This is a genomic window from Flectobacillus roseus, assembly GCF_030056595.1.
GTDB classification, from domain to species: Bacteria; Bacteroidota; Bacteroidia; order Cytophagales; family Spirosomataceae; genus Flectobacillus; species Flectobacillus roseus.
The window spans coordinates 434694-456083 of sequence record NZ_JASHIF010000008.1 but is presented as its reverse complement, the minus strand read 5'-3'; the positions used below and the strand labels follow the sequence as shown (position 1 = coordinate 456083).

Annotated in this window: 17 protein-coding genes; 6 read left to right on the top strand and 11 right to left on the bottom strand. The window is 37.9% G+C overall.

Annotated features, from left to right (window positions below):
• Positions 1–2: 2 nt before the first annotated feature.
• The 3 genes from QM524_RS10860 to QM524_RS10850 all read left to right on the top strand — a co-directional run bounded on the left by QM524_RS10860 (position 3) and on the right by QM524_RS10850 (position 2831).
• Positions 3–911: a glycosyltransferase family 2 protein gene (locus QM524_RS10860; RefSeq protein WP_283344596.1), complete on the top strand. Its 909-nt coding sequence runs from the start codon at positions 3–5 to the stop codon at positions 909–911.
• A 54-nt stretch (positions 912–965) separates the two neighbouring features.
• Entirely contained in the window at positions 966–1517 is a 552-nt protein-coding gene (locus tag QM524_RS10855; RefSeq protein WP_283344595.1) for a WcaF family extracellular polysaccharide biosynthesis acetyltransferase, read from the top strand.
• 111 nt (positions 1518–1628) lie between these two features.
• Positions 1629–2831 (top strand): glycosyltransferase family 4 protein, encoded by a 1203-nt coding sequence (locus tag QM524_RS10850; protein ID WP_095163470.1) that lies wholly within the window; start codon positions 1629–1631, stop codon positions 2829–2831.
• Positions 2832–2884: 53 nt separating this feature from the next.
• Here QM524_RS10850 and QM524_RS10845 read toward each other — a convergent pair whose 3' ends face one another.
• From QM524_RS10845 to QM524_RS10810, 8 genes are all read right to left on the bottom strand, one after another.
• On the bottom strand, positions 2885–4009 hold the full coding sequence (locus QM524_RS10845) for a hypothetical protein (protein WP_166576831.1): 1125 nt from the start codon (positions 4007–4009) through the stop codon (positions 2885–2887).
• 132 nt (positions 4010–4141) lie between these two features.
• Positions 4142–5119: a hypothetical protein gene (locus QM524_RS10840; RefSeq protein WP_283344594.1), complete on the bottom strand. Its 978-nt coding sequence runs from the start codon at positions 5117–5119 to the stop codon at positions 4142–4144.
• Between the two features lie 17 nt (positions 5120–5136).
• Positions 5137–6168, bottom strand: coding sequence for a glycosyltransferase family 9 protein (locus QM524_RS10835; protein ID WP_283344593.1), 1032 nt, complete (start codon positions 6166–6168; stop codon positions 5137–5139).
• A gap of 59 nt (positions 6169–6227) precedes the next feature.
• A complete protein-coding gene (locus QM524_RS10830) occupies positions 6228–7208 on the bottom strand; it encodes a glycosyl transferase (protein ID WP_283344592.1) in 981 nt (326 codons plus the stop codon).
• 74 nt (positions 7209–7282) lie between these two features.
• Positions 7283–8437, bottom strand: coding sequence for a glycosyltransferase family 4 protein (locus QM524_RS10825; RefSeq protein ID WP_283344591.1), 1155 nt, complete (start codon positions 8435–8437; stop codon positions 7283–7285).
• Between the two features lie 94 nt (positions 8438–8531).
• Positions 8532–9362: a glycosyltransferase family 2 protein gene (locus QM524_RS10820; protein ID WP_283344590.1), complete on the bottom strand. Its 831-nt coding sequence runs from the start codon at positions 9360–9362 to the stop codon at positions 8532–8534.
• 220 nt (positions 9363–9582) lie between these two features.
• Positions 9583–10362 carry a queuosine precursor transporter gene (locus QM524_RS10815; protein ID WP_095163476.1) on the bottom strand — a complete coding sequence of 260 codons (780 nt, stop codon included), beginning with the start codon at positions 10360–10362 and terminating at the stop codon, positions 9583–9585.
• A 299-nt stretch (positions 10363–10661) separates the two neighbouring features.
• Positions 10662–11888: a pyridoxal phosphate-dependent aminotransferase gene (locus QM524_RS10810; RefSeq protein ID WP_283344589.1), complete on the bottom strand. Its 1227-nt coding sequence runs from the start codon at positions 11886–11888 to the stop codon at positions 10662–10664.
• A gap of 694 nt (positions 11889–12582) precedes the next feature.
• Between QM524_RS10810 and QM524_RS10805 the strand changes: the two genes are divergently transcribed.
• Positions 12583–15183, top strand: a complete 2601-nt coding sequence (locus QM524_RS10805; RefSeq protein WP_283344588.1) for a carbohydrate-binding domain-containing protein — start codon at positions 12583–12585, stop codon at positions 15181–15183.
• A gap of 251 nt (positions 15184–15434) precedes the next feature.
• Here QM524_RS10805 and QM524_RS10800 read toward each other — a convergent pair whose 3' ends face one another.
• From QM524_RS10800 to QM524_RS10790, 3 genes are all read right to left on the bottom strand, one after another.
• Positions 15435–16793: a Gfo/Idh/MocA family protein gene (locus QM524_RS10800; protein ID WP_283344587.1), complete on the bottom strand. Its 1359-nt coding sequence runs from the start codon at positions 16791–16793 to the stop codon at positions 15435–15437.
• A gap of 59 nt (positions 16794–16852) precedes the next feature.
• Positions 16853–17728 carry a sugar phosphate nucleotidyltransferase gene (locus QM524_RS10795; protein WP_283344586.1) on the bottom strand — a complete coding sequence of 292 codons (876 nt, stop codon included), beginning with the start codon at positions 17726–17728 and terminating at the stop codon, positions 16853–16855.
• Positions 17729–17990: 262 nt separating this feature from the next.
• Positions 17991–19064, bottom strand: coding sequence for a GHMP family kinase ATP-binding protein (locus tag QM524_RS10790; RefSeq protein ID WP_283344585.1), 1074 nt, complete (start codon positions 19062–19064; stop codon positions 17991–17993).
• Between the two features lie 179 nt (positions 19065–19243).
• Between QM524_RS10790 and QM524_RS10785 the strand changes: the two genes are divergently transcribed.
• Together QM524_RS10785 and QM524_RS10780 are read left to right on the top strand one after the other, a co-directional pair.
• Positions 19244–20245: a LacI family DNA-binding transcriptional regulator gene (locus QM524_RS10785; protein WP_283344584.1), complete on the top strand. Its 1002-nt coding sequence runs from the start codon at positions 19244–19246 to the stop codon at positions 20243–20245.
• 190 nt (positions 20246–20435) lie between these two features.
• Positions 20436–21281: a vWA domain-containing protein gene (locus QM524_RS10780; RefSeq protein WP_166576821.1), complete on the top strand. Its 846-nt coding sequence runs from the start codon at positions 20436–20438 to the stop codon at positions 21279–21281.
• Positions 21282–21390 lie beyond the last annotated feature (109 nt).

Genomic DNA, 21390 nt, shown 5'->3' with positions numbered 1-21390 from the left:
ATATGCAACAAGATATATCGGTAATTATCCTAACCTTTAATGAGGAAAAACATATTGCCCGTTGTATTAAATCGATTTTGCCATTTACCCATAAAATTTTTATCATCGACTCTGGTTCTACCGACAAAACGGTGGAAATAGCTGAAAGATTAGGCGCAATTGTCCAGTACAATCCTTGGGTGAATTATGCACAACAGTTTAATTTTGGTATTGAGAATAATCCTCACAAAACCAAGTGGTTGATGCGCATGGATTCGGATGAGTATATCATGCCTGAATTGTCAGAAGAGATTTCTAGTAAACTAGCAGGTTTGGATGACCAGATTTCAGGTATTTATGTAAAACGCCGTGTGATGTTTTTTAATAAATGGATTCGTCATGGGGCATATTATCCTATTTGGTTACTCAGAATTTGGAGAAATGGACGAGGGGTTTGTGAAGAAACATGGATGGATGAGCATATCAAAATTACAGAAGGTATTACTCAAAACTTTTCACATGATATTGTAGACCATAATCTAAATAATTTGACTTGGTGGACTCAAAAACATAATTTGTATGCAATTAGAGAAGTAATCGACTTGCTCAATATGAAATATGATTTTAGAGATTTTGAGTCAGTTGAACCAAAATTGTTGGGTTCGCAAGAACAAAGGAAAAGGTATTTGAAAATGAAATATGCTTCTTTACCTTTATTCACTCGACCATTTATGTACTTTATCTACAGATACTTTTTTAGATTAGGATTTCTGGATGGAACTAAAGGTTTGGTCTGGCATTTTTTACAAGGCTTCTGGTATCGCTTTTTAGTAGATGCCAAGATCTATGAGGTATATCAACGAGTAGGAAAGGATAAAAATGCGATTGTTGACTTTTTTCAAAAAGAATATAATAAGAACCTTCGTTCGTAGTTAAAATAATAAATGAAGGGAAACGAAAATAGTGTTGGAGATAATTGGAAGACAATGTTAAAAACAGATTTGTCTAAATATGATAATTCATGGTATAAACCTGGGTCAAAGGCAAAAATAATCCTTTGGTTTTTGGTAAATACCTGTGTAATCAATAATTACTTGCCCATTCCTGTGAGTCTAAAGATTTGGGTATTGCGGTTGTTTGGTGCTCAAATTGGCAAAGGAGTTATGATAAAGCCAAAGGTTAATATTAAATATCCTTGGTTTTTGCGAATTGGAGATTTTGTTTGGATAGGCGAGGAGGTCTGGATTGATAATTATACGTGGGTAAGCTTGGAAAATCACACTTGTATTTCACAAGGAGCAATGTTGTTGACGGGCAATCATAATTACAAAAGTTCAGGCTTTGGATTAATGATTGGTGAAATCAAATTGTCTGAAGGGGCATGGATAGGCGCAAAGGCGGTGGTTTGTCCAGGAGTGACCGTTCACTCACATGCTGTACTTTCTGTAGGTTCTATTGCAACCAAAGATTTAGATTCTTACTCTATATACCAAGGAAACCCAGCTGTTAAAGTCAGAGACCGAAGCATTTTATCCTAGTAATTCTTGTTGTTTTATAGAATAGTTGTAAATTCGATAATTAAATTTAAGGAGTTTTTCCGAAATTGCTCTTGCTAAAAATTGAACTTTAGGGCACATAGTTAAGTGGTTATGAATAGTATTTTTACTGAAATATACAATGACAGGCTTTTTCAAATTATAGTTTCAGCGATAGTAGCAGCTATTGTTTCAGTGGCGGCTATACCTGTAATTATTAAAATTTCTCGTTTGAAAAACCTTATGGCTGAGCCTGGCGAAAGAAGCTCCCATATCAAGAAAACACCTACTTTGGGAGGTGTCGCTATCTTTGCATCCACGCTGATCAGCTACTTTCTTTGGAGTAATCCAGATGAGGGCGAATTTGTACACCTTTCTATTTCAGCGATGGTAATATTGTTTTTCCTCGGTGTGAAAGATGATATTTTGGTGCTTTCTCCAAAAAAGAAAATGTACGTACAAATTGCTGCATCTGCTTTAGTGGTGGTATTTGGTGATGTTCGCCTCGAAAACTTGTTTGGGATTTTTGGTATTGACGAGGTTCCTTATCTTCTAAGCCTACCGCTCACAGTATTTGTCTTCATTGCCTTAATTAATGCGATTAATCTTATTGATGGTATTGATGGTTTGGCAGGTGGTATTGGGATGATTTGCGGAGGATTATTTGGTTTGTGGTTTTACTTGAATGGCTACTTTGCGATGGCTTGTCTGGCAGCCTCAATGGCAGGATCTCTTTTTGGTTTTTTACGTTTTAATTATTCTAAAACGTCCAAAATCTTTATGGGTGACACTGGTTCACTGATTGTAGGCTTCTTGCTAACAATGTTTGCCATTAAATTTGTACAGTTGAACATTGCCTATCGTTTTGATCCAAATGCGCTGTTTAGTGCTCCCATCTTAGCTATTGTGGTATTGATTGTTCCCATTTTTGATACACTTCGTGTATTCATTGTTAGATTGAAAGATAAAAAATCCCCATTTGTTGGCGACAGAAACCACTTACACCATATTTTGATTGACAGTGGTATGACTCACCTACAGGCTTCGATGGTTCTGTGGGTATTTACTGTAGTATCAACGATTGCATTTTTGTTTATAACTAAAAATAGTGACAATACAACCTCTCTTTATATTCTAGGAGGTTTGTTTGGAGTATATATGTGGCTGTCTCATATATTGAAAGCCAGAAATGCTAAACGTCAGGAATTGCTAGAGGCTGAGGAGGCCGAAGCAAAGAGACAAAAAGAAATTCAAGAACAACAGGCTATTATCTTGGAAGAGAAAAAATTAGCTAAGCCTGCCTTAGAAATTCGTTAAGATATACAATGAAAAAAAAACCTGTTAGCATGCTAACAGGTTTTTTTATGGTGTTAGGGAAGGTATTTCGCAGTTTCTTTGAGTTTCTTGTCAATTCTACCAAGCACCATTTCGCTATTTTTAAGCTTCTCAATACTCTCTTTGGAGCCATTGTCAACCTCTTGTTGAAGTGCATCTCTGATGGCAGTCCACTTGGTTTTTTGCTGATTTAATAACTCTTGTTGAAGAACAGCTTCGTCTTGAGTTAAAACTCGTTTACTTCTAGTACTACTTTTGGTAGAAGAGCTCTCTGATGTACTTTTTTCTGAAGATTGAAAGCTTTCAGTTGAGGTACTTGACTTTTCTTTTGAGTCTGGTACGCTGGTTGTGCTTGAAGGTGTACTTGCATCACTACTATTAGTGTCAATACCTAATTCCTCGCTTAATTGAGCATTAGCTTTTGCAATCGCAGCAGAGTCGCTATTACTTGCCTTATTAAGTTGAACAGAATCGATTATTGGTACCGAATCGCCATTTAGGCGATGACTATTAGAGTTGTACCATAGAAAAAAAGCAATGCCTCCTGCGATTAAGCCCAAACTTGTCCAAAGAATAAGCGAGTTAGTTTCTTTGTCTTTGTCCTTTGGTTTGCTTACAGCGGGTGCAGGCGTGATTTTTTTCTCTACTTTCGCTTCTACAACAGGTTGAGAAGAATTAACAACTAAGGGCTCCTCTGGGGCTTTACTATTAATAACTTCTAGTATAACAAGATTGATTTTTAGTTTCTTTTGCGGGTCAACTACATTTTGCAAATTTTGAATACCGTTTTCTGGAGTATCACTTTTCTGCAAAATCTCATCAATTTCATTGTCTGATAAATGTTGTCTTAAACTTTCGCTACAAATCAGTAGTTTATCCCCTTCATTGAGTGTAAAACTAATAATATCAAGCTTAGATGGACGAGCTAAAAATTGGAGTTTGTGCCCTTTTCTGCTTAAATAACAGTGAGTATCACTAATCCAGTTCATTAAAGAGGTATCTGCCAAGTCCCATGAAACTTGTAGTTCATGGTCTGGGTTGGATTCTTTAGCGATTTTGGTACCCAAATGAAAAACCTGTAAAATAGAGTCTCTCATGGCACGGTATGCTGTTTCTGAATCTTCAGGTTCAAGGATATTTTGTGAATAATTTGTATCCATCGTAAGGAATAAGGAATGTTGTGGATTCCGTAGTAGAGGTTATAAGATTGATTACTACTTTGCAATTAACTAACGATTGGAAAGAACAAAAAACATGCCGAATCTCAATGCTATTCGACATATTCCATTAAGTTATTGTACCTCAAACTCTTCTATCCAATCAATCATTTTTAAACACCCTTTTTCGATAGCAGTGCTCAAAAAGTTTTTAGAGGCTTTCTGTTCTATTTTTCCCATACTCGGCACAAAGCTGTTAAAGCCAGTGTACTTTTTGAGATTTGAGAGATAGATGCTTTGTAATTTCTTTAAAGTTTTGAGAGTGGACTCGCTAACTCCAATTTGATTTTTGAAGTAGCCTTTTTGAGTAGCCAATGACAAATTTTGCCATTGAAGAATATGTAATGGAAATGACTGCGCTATGACATAATTTCCCTTCTCATCCATTGTAAGCGGATTTTCGACCCAATTATATGGGTGATAATGAACGCCAATTTCTGATTGTATATATACATTTTCTTGAAAAATAGGGATGAAGTTTAACCAGAGTTGTTCTGCCCCAAATCCGTGGCAGAAATCGAAATAGCCTTTTTCCTTCGTTCTTTCTTTCCAATAAGTCAAAAAACTCTCAGCTTGCGTACTTGGTTTATATCCCCAAAATCCTGCATTATAAAGTCCAGCATTCAAAAATGATGGTTCATTGATTGGGTGCTTGGGATTACGTTGTTGGGTTATATTAGGACTCAAAACGATATCATATTCGTTGAGAATTTCCCATGTTTTTGATAGAGACTGAAAAAGTTGAGTTTGACTTTCAAGAAAAATAATTTTATTTGCTTGATATTTTTTTTCTAAAAATGAGGCAAAATAGGGTTTCAATGAACGGGTAAGTTCATCTACGGTATATCTATTGGCCATTTCAGATAAAAAAGGTAATCCTAGTTCATCCGCAGCTACGATGGGAAATGCTATGGGTGGCAAATCGCTAGGTAGGCGGTCTGCAAGACCAATGACAAATTGTGTATTAGGTTCGTGTTTTTGTAAGTCTTCGCCCAATGCTAATGCAAATGGTATTTGAGAAATTGAGCAAACTGTATAGACTAATTGTATCATATTCGAATAGGGTAATGTTAGGATTTTGAAGTGCTTTGAATATGTTTTTCTACCACATCCCAAACTACTTCAAATGGCAAATCAGCACAAGGTTTTTGACCGTCAGTAATCATGATAGCATTGTTGGTCGCGTATCCACCTGAGTAAGGAAGATATTTGTCAAAATGGACAAACTTCCCGAATAATAGCAATCCATACGTTCCAACGGCATTTGCCAAATGCGCAGGGCCACTATCTACACCCATAAAAAACTGCGCTCTGCGGATAATTTCGGCGGTTTGGAGTAAACTAAATTTTCCACAGCAATTGATGTATCCTGGCAACGATTGATTCAAACTACTTTTTAACCCTACTTCAACAACATGATAACCTAGTGTATAAAGACGTTGAATGAGATTTTCCCAATGGTACGTTTGCCAATCTTTGGGCGAAAAGTTAGAGTGACAATGAATCGCTACAAACTTTTGGGGTAAAGCCTGCTGGTCTATTTTTTGTTTATCATTTTCGCTGATATACACCTTTGGTGTTTCTTGACTCAAGGGTAAGCCACCTACTTTGGCGAATACTTCCAATAAATTACCAAATTCAAAATAGTTTTTTACATGAATGCCTAGTTGCTCAGCATATGGATTAGTCAAAAATGTAAGCGTTGGTATGTGAAGGCGCAACTCAGGCATGTGAAGATTATAAAAAATATCAAAGTTATGGTGCCTGCTGGTGAGGATACTTTGATACAAATTGGTTTCTTCAATCGTGTAATCAATATTGGGATTACTATCGATGAGCTCTCTAAATGGTTTTCTAACAATCCAAAAAACTTTACTATTAGGATACTTTTGCTTAATAATGCGAGAAAGAGGCTCTGCTGCTACAATATCTCCAAAATGTTCTGCCAGCAGTACGCCAATTATTTGTTTCTTGGGATTATTTAATTTGACCCAACGCACCAACAAATAGCTTTGAATGAATCTCCAAGCTGGAACATATTGTTGAAGTATGTATTTATTGTAGCGATGTTTCCAGAGGTCGATAAAACGCTGAATACCCATTTTTACTTTAAGATTTGTCTGAAATTGATTAGATAGCCCAACTATCCAACCTATATAAATTAACGATTCAATAGAGAAACCACTTTGCGAAAAGGCATTTGTAATGCTTTTCTGACACGCTTATAACGTTTGACTTTGGGTGGTTTGATGTAAAAACAAGGAATTTTAATGTAATAATCGTTAAAATTATCTTTCAGCTTTTGGGCATAATATTGAAATAGAGGAACAATATCTGGTCTATTTTCGAAGCTCGAACGGTTTTGATATTTAGAAACTTCGTTCGGCTTTTTCAACTCATATCCACTATAATGGAAGAAAATCAAAGGCTTATCATTGATATAGTATTTACCATCCTGAATGCTTACGGTACGCTCGTGCAAGTTCCAATAGGCCATATTGTAGCCTGGGTATTTATCTACCAATACGTCATTGGGGTAGAATAGAGGCACAAAATTAATCCAATGCTGGTCTACAAATAGTCCATTGCAGAGGTCAATTCTACAATCTTTTTCTAAGCGGTCTTTCCACCAGCTCACCATGTGGTAAGTCGCCTCACTTCTTGAGGTAGCAATAAATCCAAGGTTGTATAGTCCTGTACTTAAATGGTCAGTTTCTTTTGTATTGAGGTCATCGTTGATAGGAGAACATATGTGCGGCGTCACTACCATCGGGTATTTTTTCAAAGAATCTTCAAGCGGTTTCAAGCTGTCAAAAACAATGATGTCTGGGTCAAAGTAAATAACGTTTTGAATATCAGGACGATTTTTGTAAAAATAGTCAATGAAGTAGGGCTTTACTGCGGTATTAAGTTCGGTGATATTATAAATCTCACACATTTGGTCAAACGATTCAATATTGATTTTGTCAATTTCGAGCATTTGAAATGGAGGAATTTTGTCTGGTTCAAGCTCCACTTTGTCGAGCCTGTCTACCAAACCAATCACAAATTCTATGGAAGGATTTTGTTCTTGCAACGATTGTCCCAAGGTTTGAGCTTGAGCCAAATAGTTAATCGAACAAATGGTGAATGCTAATGTCATAATCGTTTTTCAGCTAAACTGTTGGCAAGTTGCGCTAGTTTAATTAAGTTGGTTTCGGGTTGGGTTGTGAACTATTATGAAATATGTAAAATTGTCAAAAACTCTTGAAAAGCTTTTTCTGTCGAATGTCTTTGAAGGACTTTTTCTCGTGCTATTTGACCCATTTCTATGCGACGTTCTGGATTTTCCTTAATTGTAAGAATAGCCTTTGACATGGCTTCTAGCGATAAATAGGGAACAATCAATCCTGCATCTGTCTCAATCAAATCCTGAGCGCCACCTGCCTTTTCAAAACAAACCATAGGTTTTTGCAATAAAGCAGCCTCTAAAACGACCAAGGGATAAGGATCTTCGCGAGAAGTGAGTGCAAAAATATCGAAAACCGACAAGTAATCCAGCGGATTGCTCACAGCTTCCACAAACTTGATGTTTTGAAGGCCTAAACGCTGTGCATCAATGGAAAAAATCTTGAAATCATTTTGTGAGTGCGAGCCGCCTACCCAAAGGAAATAGATATTTTGTTCCTGTAAAATATGTGCAAGCTGAACAAACAAATCGGTTCCTTTTCTCAAGTCAATCGTACCCATGCCACCCACTACGAAGGCATCTTGCGGTATGCCAAGTTCTTGTTTAAAGGTATTTACTTTAGTGCTAGAAATCTGGTATTGTTGTGCTGATTCGGGGAGTAGTGAACAAAGTATCTCAATTTTTTGCTCAGGAATTCCAAACTGTTGTAGCAAATTTTGTTTGACAGAGTTGGCACAAGCAATGAATTTTTGAGTGCCACGAAGGGTGTTTTCTATGGCTTGCTGAGTTCCGTTATACATTTCTATACCCATACGCAGTTCGTGGATATACGAGTAAATAGGGCAGTTGAAATTACTTAACTCTTCAAAAATATCGCCATTGGTAAAGGTATTTGAAACAATCAAATCAAACTTCTGGCTAGCTAGAGTCTGCCAAACGGGGTTAACCACAGTATTGGTTTGACCTATTTTAGTTTTAATTTTTTGTAGGATTTGACTTTTTAGTCCTACGGCCTGTTCTTGATGGAGGATATAAGTTGGCGCAACTGCTGCATACTCTTGAACGAGAGGTCCGTCGTGCTTGAGAAGTATCGAAAACTGTACTTTACCATACGCTTTTAATAATTTCAAAAACCTAAGTAATAAAATTTGAGAGCCTGCACGATTGGCATCATGACCCACAAAAAGTATGTTTTGTATCATAAAAATAAGCCTCGACGGAAATTTGGATTTCAAAATTACAAAATAATCTCGGATTCTCTGAACCTTCTACTCGTTCATCGAAAGAATGCTCGGCTTATTGAGATAATTTCAAGCCCTCAAGAATTTCATCGTAGCGCTGTATGGTTTTAGTTAAAGTTGCTTGAAGGTTTCCATCAGACTCAGTCAACAGAGCCTCAAACATTTGTTTTCGATTTTCTAGAAAAAAGTAGTTTTGAGGTGTATGGATATTGGTCATCCCGCCACGATGTTTACGATAACAACCCATTGTTTCAGGGAAGTACTTTATCTTTCCAAACTTTACTGCTTGTATAAAAATCCCGATGTCGCCACTGGCGCTTTTCCACCACCAAGGAGCTAATCCATTTTTGAATACATTTCGAAAAACAGTACTAGCGGTACCCAAAATCCATTCTTCATCTTGATACAAGTCCTCTAGTGTCGAAACTTCCTTTTGGTCTAAGCGATTAAAAGGATGACTTTCGGAACCATCTTCATATATAACTTCCAGTTGATGATGCGTAAGGGCAAAATCAGGATGTTGGTCTAAGAAATCTACTTGTTTTTGGAGTTTATGTGGGTTAGTCCAGTAATCATCACCTTCACACAGAGCAATATATTCGCCTTGAGCTTTGCCAAAAATAAAAGCTACATTGTTTTTACCACCTAACTCGCGAGGAGAATTTGGTCCAAGATTGGTGGGATGTAAAAATGCTTTTATCTGCGGATAACGCTGGCTATACGCCTGAATGATTTCGGCACTGTTGTCTGTAGAAGCATCATCGCCAATGACAATTTCATATTCAAAATTCACCTGTTGAGCGAGTGCACCCTCCAACATTTGAGCAATGAATTTACCATGATTATACACAGGTACGAGGATACTTACTTTTGGCATTCTTTCCATAAAACAATTTTTTAGCTTTGTTTAGACAACGAGCCTACAAAAATGCTAGGAAAATGCTGAGGAAGCAAAAGTTAATTTAGGGAATTGGGAGGATGGTTTGAGGAAAGGGGGATGAAGAGAGGATTTCAGTTGCGAATTTCTTCCAAAGCAAATGAGCCTCAGACGATACCATTAAGGTTCTATTTGAGGCTCATTATTGTATCTTATTAAAATTCTTGATTTATTCCTGCTGACCTGCCTCAGAAATTAATTGGTCGGATAGTTCTTTTCCTAAATAACCATCAATCAGATTGTGGGCTAAGTAAATTAATGGTGTCATAAGAATCGCCGAGAAGAATTTGTATAGATAATTGTTCAAAGAAGTAGAAATCCATTGGTCTATTGTCCAGTTACCAAATACCACGAAGGCAATACCAATTACCACAAAGCTGTCTATCAACTGCGAAACCAAGGTAGAACCTGTAGCACGAAGCCAAATTTTTTCTCCCTTTGTTACTTTTCTAATCGAATGGAACACATACGCATCCAGAATTTGACTAATCAAAAATGCACTTAATGAACCTGTGATAATACCTAATCCTTGACGGAAGATTTTGGCAAAAGCTTCATTGATATTGAAGTTATGGTCGCCTTTGTTGACATCCAGCCAAAAGTCTGCTGGTACTAGTAGGGTTGCACCGTAAATAATCAAAAAGCTATAGGCGATAAAACCAGCCGTCAAATAAGAAATACGTTTTACGCCTTTTTTACCAAAATATTCGTTGATAATATCGGAAGTAATAAAGACAAATGGCCAGTTGAGCGCTCCCGCAGTTTGGTTTAAGTCCCAAATGCCAAAAAAGGTATTGAGGTGAAGAGGTTCAAAACCCAGAGTTTTTTCTACTGAAAAAATCTTGGCACCAACAATTTCGGCTACAATGGCATTGGTAAGGAATATTCCAAAAAGAAAGATATACAGTTTAGTACGTTTCGAGTCTAAAGTCGAAGTTTCGATGTGCATAAGTTAGTGCGCTTAAGAATAAAGCTATTTATTAGTTGAATTGTTGGTTTTAGGGTAAAATCACCACTATTGAGATAGATTTTAGTTCTAAAATACAAACAAACCCGTAAAAGTTCAAACAGAAGGGTTCGAAAGCTAGAGGTTTAACTTATAAAAGCTCAAAAGTGTTTGCGAGAGAGTTTTGTATTATCGATTAAATTATAGGACAAATACAAAAAAAAAGCATCTGAGGTTACTCAGATGCTTTTGCAAGAAAAATTTTCAAATCTTCAAATTCTCAAATCTTCAAATCAGAAAAATTAACTTTTAGGTTTACCTTTTCTGTGGTTTTCGAAATGCGTTCCGATTTTGCCGAGCGCTAATTCTAATTGCTCCAAATGTGGTAAAAATACGATTCGGAAATGGTCTGGTTCTTTGAAGTTAAAGCCTGTTCCTGCTACAACCAAAATACGTTGTTCCTCCAACAAACTTAAGACAAAATCACCGTCATTTTTGAAGTCGAATTGCTTTAAGTCAAATTTTGGGAAAAGGTACATTGCACCTTTAGGCTTCACACAAGATACTCCTGGAATAGCTACCAGTTTTTCGTGTGTCAAATTCATTTGTTTGTACAAACGACCCGTTGGAATCACCAAATCATTGATAGACTGATAGCCACCTAGGGCTGTTTGGATACCGTATTGCGTAATTACGTTGGCACACAAACGCATACTTGCCATAAAAGTCAAACCTTCGATGTACGATTTTGCTTTATGTTTCGCACCTGTCAATACCATCCATCCTCCACGGAAACCAGCAGCACGGTAGTTTTTGGACATGCCACCCATTGTTACGATAAGTGTCTCCTCCGACATACCAGCAGTGGTGTGGTGAATAGCTCCATCGTACAGGATTTTATCATATATTTCGTCTGCAAAAACAATCAATTTATGTTTTTCAGCGATACGAACTATTCCTTCTACAATTTCTTTTTCGTAAACTGCTCCTGTTGGATTATTAGGGTTAATTAATACGATACCTCTAGTTTTCTTGGTGATTTTAGATTCGATATCTTTCAGATCTGGATTCCAGTCCGAAGCCTCATCACATACATAATGCACAGGCGTACCACCAGCAAGTCCTACCGAGGTAGTCCAAAGAGGATAGTCAGGTGAAGGAATCAAAATTTCATCTCCATTATTCAACAAAGCAGTCATTACCATGGTGATCAACTCACTTACCCCATTTCCGATGAATACATCCTCGATTTCGACTTTTCTTACGCCACGACTTTGGTAATACTGCATAACGGCCTTGCGGGCGGCAAACAACCCTCTAGAATCGGCATAACCTTGAGCATTACGAATATTCATGATGATGTCATGAATGATTTCGTCTGGTGTCTCAAAGCCAAATGCCGCTGGGTTGCCGATGTTTAGAGAAGTGATTTTATAGCCCTCACGTTGTAATTGGAGAGCCTTCTCATAAACGGGACCACGAATATCGTAGCGGAGCGCGTCAAGGCGACTACTTTTTAAGATTTCCATAATTGTTTTTGTAAGAAATATTTAGTCTTAGTGTGGGAAATAGACAAGAATAGGACCTAAGTTGGGGGAAAGAGAATCTGCGGATTGATTTATTTGGGTTGGTTAACACTACATCTTTTGTACTAGATTTGGTTTTACTCAAACTCCTCTTGCGACACTACAATACCTTAAACTAGATGGCTGCTCTTGACTAGACTCAAGCTTGGGGCTAAATAGTTTTGTTTCAAATAAGTAATGGGGACAAAGTTCCGAAAAAAATATGAATCCTACTTAAGCACTAGAGATATTTTTTGTCAAGAAGGAGGATGTTTTTGTGGAGAGAAAAGTATAAGTGTTCTTTAATATACATCCCAAGCGTTTATCTAAGCTCTAAATTAATATACGTTTTGTACTTCTTTGTATACAAATTAAAAATCGGCACTAATGCCATAATTACAGTTGTTTGACCCTTTATTAGAAATAGTGTCAATTTCTAATGTACTGTAATTTAGTGTTTTATATTTTTTTGTGTTGCTTTTTTAGTATTGATTAAGGTATTGTTGAGCTATAAATAGTTTGTAATATTTCTAAATAGAGTACATATTATCTCTAGCTATTTTAGCAAAAGTAGTAACGTTTTACACAAAATAATGGTCTGGTATTTTAGCAGAATGATATAAGATTTTGCACCAATATAAATCCTAAAACACATACCATGACTAAAAGAATCATTTTTGGGTTTAGCCTATTGCTAACATTCATCTTAAGTATCCAGTCGTGTAAGACTGATGATATTACTGCCTCAGCGAGTATTACAGGATTAAATTGTAGTAATGCCACATTTTCAGCGACGGCAACTAGTGGTACATCTTACACTGCCACAGCAACTGTCCCTTACACAGGTGGCAATGGTGCTGCCTATCAGGCAGGAACACCTGTGGCATCGACAGGGGTTACAGGATTAACAGCAACTTTATCAGCAGGACAATTGACGAGTGGAACGGGCACTGCTTTGTATGTCATCACGGGTACACCCGCTTCTGCTGGTACCGCTACTTTTGCGATTGATTTGGGTGGACAGTCGTGTACCTTGTCTTTGCCAGTTGTCGCCTCAAAAGCTACTCTTTCTAGCTTGACTTTGAGTAGTGTAGTTCCTCCATCAGGAGTTAGTGGCATGGCTTATACAGGTGTTGCTACCTTGGCATACACTGGTGCGAATGGCGGTACTTATGATGTATCCACAGCATCCTCGACAGGAGTAGAAGGGCTGATTGCTACCTTGGAGGCTGGAACGCTTGTTGCTGGTTCGGGTACGTTGACTTACAAAATATCTGGAACACCAACTTCTGCTGGTACTGCTACGTTTAATATAAGTTTAGGTGGACAGACCTGTACTATCACGATTACAGTTACCGCTGGTAGTTCGGGGACGGCTACTCCAGCGGTTGATACAGTGGTAATTGCCTATTCGGGTACAACTGCCTCAGTGAGTAATCCATACCAAAGCACTGGAGTTACTGTGACTACAAGTGGAGCAGATGTAACGGTAAAATCGACAAATACTACCAAAGAGATTGTCTATTTATTGTCAGGAACTGCCAGTAAAGGAAGTTTCAAATTGTACAGTGATTACAAATACAATATCGCCATGAAAGGGCTAAGTTTAACCAATAGTGTAGGGCCTGCGATTAATGTTCAATCTAGTAAAAAAGGCACAATTAATATCGTAGCTGGCACGACCAATACGCTGGTAGACGGCGCCACTTATACTACTAGTAGCGAAGATCAAAAAGGTACATTCTTTAGCGAAGGACAATTGCTCTTTCAGGGTACGGGTACTTTGAATGTGACAGGCAATAACAAACATGGTATCGCGGCCGACGACTATATCTCTATCAGTGAAGCAATTATCGTAGTCAAATCGGCTGCTAGTGATGGTGTTCACGCCAAGGACTATTTCCAAATGGATAATGGAACATTATCGGTCACATCTTCTGGCGATGGAATAGAGGCTGATGAAGGATATATTGTGGTAAATGGTGGAACTATCAGTGTATCGAGTGTTGACGATGGCATTACGGCTTCATATGAAGGGACAGATGCTTCGATTACACCTTATGTCTTAATCAAAGGAGGAAAAATTACCGTAAATACTTCAGGAGAAAAAGGCAATGCGATTAAAAGTGAAAGTTATACCACTATTGGTACTTCCGATGCTATGACTCTGACTGTGTCTGGTAAAGGATCGAAAGGAATCAAAACAGGAGGTGATTTTACCCTAACTTCTGGTACAGTCAAGATTACAACCACAGGTGCCGCCTATTACAATACCACAGATCTTGATATTGATGCTCCTGCTGGTATCAATTGTGATAAAAATCTCTCCATTAGAGGGGGGGACTTGACTATGACAAGTTCTGGAATTGGTGCAAAAGGTATCACAGTAGATGGAACAGCAACTATAAATGGTGGTACAACTACTATTACAACAACAGGCACAACTTACACCTATAATTCTGCCAATACCAGCGATCCTAAAGGATTCAAGAGTGATGGTGCTTTTGTGATGAATAGTGGAACCCTCAATATTTCAGCTGGAGATGATGGACTCAAATCAGATGCCTCTATCACGATAAACGATGGTACCGTAAATGTGACCAAATCGTATGAAGGGATGGAATCAATCTTCATTACCATTGCAGGTGGTGTGTGTAACCTGACTGCCAGCAATGATGGTATCAATACATCCTATGGAACAGTTTCGGGTGGTACAGAATCAAACGATAATAGTCATTTAAAAGTTACAGGAGGTGTCTTGATAGTGACAGGTTCTGATGCAATAGATAGCAATGGTAATTTTACAATTAGCGGAGGATATGTGATAACTAATGGAAATGAAGATATAGATATAAACGGAAATTTCTTGGTAAATGGTGGAACTTTGATGGGAGCAGAACCTGCAAGTAATATGACAAAAGCTATGGGAACAGCTTCTACTCAAGTAGGGTTTTTTATCAAATCAAGTGCGTCGGTGGCAACATCTTCGCTATTTCATATTGAAGACGCTAACGGTAAAGATATTGTAACCTTCAAGCCTAAAACTAATTCGGGATATTTCCATGTCTCGACTCCAAGTATGGCTAAGGGAGCTCAATATAAAATCTATTTTGGTGGAGCATATACAGGAGGTAGCTATGTTGGAGGTTCTTCGGGATGGGGTTTATATACAGGAGGAACCTATTCTACTTCTGGCGCTACGCTGAAATCAACCACCACGACTTCAACCTCAAGTACTGTGAATACGATAACGTTCTAGCTAGATGTTATTGGTTATTAGTGTATTCGTTATTTGAGGGTGTTCATAATCAAAAGGTTACAAGAGAGATGTGCCTTTCGTCTATGAATTTTATCATGAAAAAGGTGGTCGAAAAATTAATTTCGACCACCTTTTTATTTTCAGTAAACCTTGAAATATCTAGTTCAAGACTTAGTCTTGGACTTATCTTTTTAACAGTTTAAAAACTGAATAAATCACTTATCCACTCAATCACCACTCACTCAATAAATCTACACTTCAAACCCAAAAATCGGCTTATTCGTTTTCCATTTTCCACGAGTAAAATCAGGAATTTGAACTGGTGCTGAACCTTTGGCAATCGACATTTCTGACAACGGACTAATAGCAGACCAAGCAGCGGCATCGTACACGTCGATAGGAGGGGTAGTTTTGTTTTTGACAGAATTAATAAAATCCCTTAAAACAAAATAATCCATACCACCATGGCCAGCACCTACAGCTTCTGATTCAAATCTTTTCCAAATACCATGATCATATTTCTTCATATATGCCTCATCCGATTCCCAAACATCTGCTTTGGCAGATACGTTTTCTACATAAATTTGGTTACCATCATCCATCCACAAGCCACTATCTCCTTGTACTCTAAAACCAAGCGAATACGGGCGAGGAGAGTTGGTATCATGCGTAATAAGGATTGTTTCACCGTTGGCACACTTAATCATTGTTTGAACAACATCGCCAAGTTTGAATTTGACCTTCGCATTCGGGTGATTGGCTCCTCCTTTGTCAACAATGTATTTATGCAATGCTACTCCCTTCGACGCCATAGAAGTCAAATACAAAAATTGATTTCCACGGTTGATATTAATCATTTCGGCAACTGGTCCTAAACCATGTGTAGGATAAAGGTCACCATTGCGGTCTACTGAGTGTTGTGTACGCCATTTGGCTTCGCTAAAGCCTTTTTCTCCAAATTCTACACCACCACCATATGCTTGTTTTCCATCATTGAATTTTACATGACGCAAATCGTGTTCATAGCCACATTCTAAGTGGGTGATTTCACCAAATAGATTTTCTCTTACCATATTAAGCACAGCCATCACATCACGACGATAACATACGTTTTCGAGCAACATACAGTGTGAACCTGTTTTTTCAAAAGTATTCACCAAGTCCCATGATTCCTGCAATTTGACCGTGGCTGATACCTCCAAACCTGCATATTTTCCTGCATTCATAGTAGCCAATGCCATTGGTACGTGCCATTCCCAAGGTGTGGCAATAATTACACCGTCGATATCATCACGTTTTACCATGTTTTCAAAATCGCGCTCATTTTTTCCATAAGTCACTGCTTCCTTGCGGCCTTTGTCTTTGAGGATTTTTTGAGCTTTTGCTATGGCATTTGGGTCAATATCACAAATACAAGTGACTTCCACCTCTGGAAATGCCATGGCATTGGCAAGGTGGTTTCGCCCACGGAGACCTGTGCCAATAAAACCAAGGCGCACTTTTCTATCGTCTTTTTTAGCAAAGACATCTTTTGGTAAAACCAGCCCTGCTGCTAAGGCTAAGCCTCCTTTTTGAATAAAATCGCGTCGTTGAAGTGTATTATTTTTCATTGCCAATTATTTGGGTTTAAATGGTAAATTATGAGGTATCGACTTTTCTGAAGTCTTTGTTAATGTAATGTCAATGTTTTTACTTTTTTGAGGTATTCCTGTACTACTAATATATCTTGTTTTGAGGTTAAATCAGGTACATTTTCTGCCATTGGAATGCAAGAAATAGGTTTTCCCAATTCTCTGCTCATAATTAACAAAGCCGTTGGTAATTCTTTTTCATTTCTTACAGGGTGAAAAGGAGTTTTCTGTAAAGCAGGAAACAAATCTGAGGCTTCAAAAACAAAGGCATTCATACTTACCCCAATGCGACCATAGCGTTGAGCAATAGCTTCAGCTTGTTCGTCTGAGGGTTTTTCTATGATATTTTGTAAACAATTATTTTCATCTGGTTCTACAATGGCAAAGGCTTTGATACGTTCCAAAGGAAAATCTAAAGCATCTCTATCATAGCTGATTAAAGCATTGGGGTTTGGACTATGCCAAAGTGCTTCAAAAGCCTGTGTCGAATACAGGTTATCGCTGTTACAAACCACAATTCGCCCTTGTTGCCAATCAGGATGTTGCGCTAATGCTTGTAAAACAGCATCGGCAGTTCCTGCGGGTTTTATTCGATCAGCGTGAATGTGTTGTCGGGCAAATACAAAATGTATGCCCCAACTATTACCTTCTTGCGCTAGTTTTTCGTAATACTGTTGTGTAAAATCATCGTCTGGATGAAGTAACATCAAAACCTCATTAAATCCTGCATTTGAGGCATTTTCTAACTGATAATCTATTAAAGATTTTCCTGAATCCCCCAGACCAATCATCCCTTTTGTCAACGTATCGGCTTGATTAGCCAAAGTCGGGTCTAGGTCTTTTAGGTCAGGTGCAGCTTTCTTCATGCGAGTAGCTGCACCCCCTGCAAGGATTACAATTCTTTGCGTTTTCATAGAAAATTGGATGTATAAGTTGATGGTAATAAGATGTTATTAGTTAATAGTGTATCAGTTATCAGAATTGATACATTTTTTGGCTTTCGACTTTCAGCAATGGGCTTTCGGCAAAAATATTCCCAATGAATACAAAAAAAGCTTTTTGGCTTAATGCCTAAAGCTTACGGCCTATGGCATATTATTGCGGGTGAAATGAATTTCATTTAGCCCACTAACTTATTTGGTAAATCGGTAATGATATTTTGCTGTCTGTTTATGACTAAATCTCTTCTTTTGAACCTTCCGCTACTTCGATGATATAGGCTTTGCCTCCTTCTCTTTCGATGGCTTCTACCACGGCTTCGGTGTTGGTGGGTGCATAGGCAAACATACAGCCTCCGCCTCCTGAACCGTTGATTTTACCTCCCAAGGCTCCAGCATTAAGGGAGGCTTCTATCATTCTATTAATTTTAGGTGTAGAAACTCGTTTTGCGTCTCTTAAGTTGTCCTGATGAGCGCTCAACAACTGTCCCAATTTTACATCGTTAAATGTATCTTTTCCTTCAAACATCGTTTTGGCTGTGCGCAAAATATCTCTGTCTGAAAGGTTGCTGTAAAACAGTGCATATTCGTCTGGATTCAGCAAAGATTGATATTGCTCTGCGCTTTCGATAGGCGCTTTGCTCAACTGAAAATCTGGATAAACTTGTTTGATTTTGTTGATAGCATCGAGCATACCAAATTTGACATATTTTAAAATTCCAATAGTATCTTTTGGCTCAAGCGAGTCGCCAAGGACAAATTTGCCCAAGGGTGCTTGATAGGCTTCTACCAGAATATTTGGCTTGGTTTCCAAATACATAATATTGCCAATCGAAGTGGCATATTCGTCCATGCAGCCCCCTGGTTCGCCAAATTCTTCTACTTCAGCTAGATAGGCTAATTGTCCAACTTCAACTGGATCAATTGGAAAATTGGCTGTTTTTAGTAAAAAATGTGTCCAAGCCACTACCAACGCCGACGAACTTGAGGTGCCAGAATTGATTGGGATATTGCCATACACTGTTGCTTCTATGCCTTTTTCGAAAGAGATACCTTTTTCTCTTTTCAATACATTCAAAACACTTTTGAAATAATCTCGGTCTTTATGGTAGTTGACGGCTTCTATTAGGGGAAAAGATTCCTCCGACTGAATATCAGGTAATTGAATATGAATGGAAGGCGTGTTTGAAACTCGTCCTTCAATATGAATACGTCTTGAAATGGCAGCAGCTATAACAGGCAAGCCTAGGTAATCTTGGTGCTCGCCAAATAAGCAAATTCTGCCAGGGGTTGAGATGTGCAAATCTTTCATAGTTGGGAAATTGGGTAAGCTAATCCTTAAACAAAGATAGTTTTCTCAAGCAATCAAAATATGCCTCAAATGTGCTTTAAATGAGATTTTTGGTTGCGCAACCGATTGTGCAAAAGCGTGCAACCGATTGTGCAATTTGTGCAAAAGTTCTAACTTGCTTGCACAATTGATAAAAGCTTATGAGTCAGATAACTATGAAAGAATTAGCGAAGCGCTTAGGAACCTCAGTTTCAACGGTTTCGAGAGCTTTGCAAAACCATCCACGTATTGGTTTGAAGATGCGGGAAGACGTGATGGCGTTGGCAAAAGAGCTAAATTATAGCCCTAATACCACAGCTATAAACCTAAAAAAACAGTCTACCAAAAACGTGGGTGTTGTAGTGCCTTGGCTCACTGAGCAGTTTTTCTCAATGGCTATCACTGGTATTGAGGATATACTTTTTGAGAAAGGATATAGGGTTGTTTTGCAACAATCAAGAGATGATTTTGAGCGAGAAGAACAAGCCATTCAAGCACTAATGAAACATGGTGTCGACGGTATTATCGTGTCGATGGGTTCGGGAACTTACAATCATCGTCATTTTTTGGAGGTAAATCGCAAAGGGATTCCCTTGGTGTTTTTTGATAGAGTCGTTAAAAGCCTTCCTAATAGTTGTGTTTATACCGACATTACGCAGGCGTCATTTGAGGCGGTAGAGTTATTGCTCAACAAAGGGTTGACAAAAATTGCGTTATTAAACGGCCCAAATACCATGCAGTCGTCCAATGAGCGATTGATGGGATACGTCAATGCCCTTAAGTTACATCAAATAGAACTCAATCCGATTTATATAAAAACTACAGATTTGAGTGTTGAAGATACCGTTAAGAAAACACATGAACTGCTGGATTTGGCAGTGCCTCCACAAGCGATTTTTGCTTTCCACGATTATATGTCCCTCGACGCCATGCAGATTGCCAAAGAGCGAGGATTGATAATCAACCAAGATATATTTTTTGTAAGTTTTTCAAATTTAAGTTTTTGTAAGTATCTCGAAAAACCTCCATTTGCCAGTATCGAGCAATTTCCTTATGAAATGGGCGCCAAAGCCGCTAATTTATTAGTGGACGCTATGAAAAAACCAGATGATTATGTGCGTGAAGAAGTAATCATACGTTCAAAGTTAATCGTTAGAGTTTGATTGGTGAGCAAACGAGATTTTAGCTTTGGCTATGTTAAAATTTGCTTTTCTTACAAGTTCTGTACAATTTTAGGATATGAACTGGAATGCTGATTTGGGACAAACCGAGAGAATGTTCATTGTCCTGTTTATTCTCATATATGTTTTTTACCTTGTCAGGGTTTTTTTAATTGCCAGAAAATTAAAAACCGTGGCTAGGTCTAGTATCTTAAAGTTTGTGCTGAGAAGTTGCTATTTTACTTTACTCATTTTAGCACTGCTAGACCCATCTTTTGGTGAAATAAATGGTACTATTCGAGCTGAAGGTCGAGATATATTTTTGTTAGTGGATGTCTCTAAGTCGATGGATGCTACAGATGTTCAGCCCAGCAGAATTGAAAAAACTAAATTTGAAATTAGTCGTATTGTCAATCATTTTACGAGTGATAGGATAGGAGTCATTGTATTTTCGGAAGATGCTTTTATGCTTTCTCCACTTACCTTTGACCATAATGCCATCAATTTATTTATTCCGAGAATTAATTCTGAACTGTTACCTGCTGGAGGTACTAATTTTACGCCAGCCTTAGAATTAGCGTTGGATAAACTTACCAAAATCAAAACAAGCAATAAGTCCAAAGTTATCGTACTGATGAGTGATGGTGAAAACTTTGGCAATCTTGATTATAGTTTACTCAACAGAATTCGAAGAAATGGAGTCAATCTATTTACAGTTGGGGTAGGCACTGCCGAAGGTAGTACTATCAAAGACGGTAAGTCGCTCAAAAAAGATGAAGATGGAAATGTGGTGGTGACAAGATTAGAGCCTGATTTGATGAGAAAAATGGCTGCTGAAACAAGAGGAGGCTATTTTGAAGTGCATAGTGTGTCAGATAGCTTTGTAGATTTGATCAAACAAATCGAAAATATTTCTGCCAATTTGATTGACCAAAGAACGGTCACGGTAACGGCAAACAAGTATTTTTACTTTTTGGTGGTTGCTTTATTTTTGCTAGGCATAGACGTATTTTTTACAGTAAGGGCTTTCCAATTGTAGAAAATTTAGGTTAAAAGTTTTTTATAGCGCAGTTTTATACGAATTTTGCATAAAATATTACTTAGGGTATAATAAGTTGAATTATTTTATTTTTTACATATTCCTCTGG

Excerpts from the sequence above, each read along its gene's own strand:
- QM524_RS10860 (WP_283344596.1), top strand. The coding sequence starts at position 3 with ATGCAACAAGATATATCGGTAATTATCCTAACCTTTAATGAGGAAAAA.
- QM524_RS10855 (WP_283344595.1), top strand. The coding sequence starts at position 966 with ATGTTAAAAACAGATTTGTCTAAATATGATAATTCATGGTATAAACCT.
- QM524_RS10850 (WP_095163470.1), top strand. The coding sequence starts at position 1,629 with ATGAATAGTATTTTTACTGAAATATACAATGACAGGCTTTTTCAAATT.
- QM524_RS10845 (WP_166576831.1), bottom strand. The coding sequence starts at position 4,009 with ATGGATACAAATTATTCACAAAATATCCTTGAACCTGAAGATTCAGAA.
- QM524_RS10840 (WP_283344594.1), bottom strand. The coding sequence starts at position 5,119 with ATGATACAATTAGTCTATACAGTTTGCTCAATTTCTCAAATACCATTT.
- QM524_RS10835 (WP_283344593.1), bottom strand. The coding sequence starts at position 6,168 with ATGGGTATTCAGCGTTTTATCGACCTCTGGAAACATCGCTACAATAAA.
- QM524_RS10830 (WP_283344592.1), bottom strand. The coding sequence starts at position 7,208 with ATGACATTAGCATTCACCATTTGTTCGATTAACTATTTGGCTCAAGCT.
- QM524_RS10825 (WP_283344591.1), bottom strand. The coding sequence starts at position 8,437 with ATGATACAAAACATACTTTTTGTGGGTCATGATGCCAATCGTGCAGGC.
- QM524_RS10820 (WP_283344590.1), bottom strand. The coding sequence starts at position 9,362 with ATGGAAAGAATGCCAAAAGTAAGTATCCTCGTACCTGTGTATAATCAT.
- QM524_RS10815 (WP_095163476.1), bottom strand. The coding sequence starts at position 10,362 with ATGCACATCGAAACTTCGACTTTAGACTCGAAACGTACTAAACTGTAT.
- QM524_RS10810 (WP_283344589.1), bottom strand. The coding sequence starts at position 11,888 with ATGGAAATCTTAAAAAGTAGTCGCCTTGACGCGCTCCGCTACGATATT.
- QM524_RS10805 (WP_283344588.1), top strand. The coding sequence starts at position 12,583 with ATGACTAAAAGAATCATTTTTGGGTTTAGCCTATTGCTAACATTCATC.
- QM524_RS10800 (WP_283344587.1), bottom strand. The coding sequence starts at position 16,793 with ATGAAAAATAATACACTTCAACGACGCGATTTTATTCAAAAAGGAGGC.
- QM524_RS10795 (WP_283344586.1), bottom strand. The coding sequence starts at position 17,728 with ATGAAAACGCAAAGAATTGTAATCCTTGCAGGGGGTGCAGCTACTCGC.
- QM524_RS10790 (WP_283344585.1), bottom strand. The coding sequence starts at position 19,064 with ATGAAAGATTTGCACATCTCAACCCCTGGCAGAATTTGCTTATTTGGC.
- QM524_RS10785 (WP_283344584.1), top strand. The coding sequence starts at position 19,244 with ATGAGTCAGATAACTATGAAAGAATTAGCGAAGCGCTTAGGAACCTCA.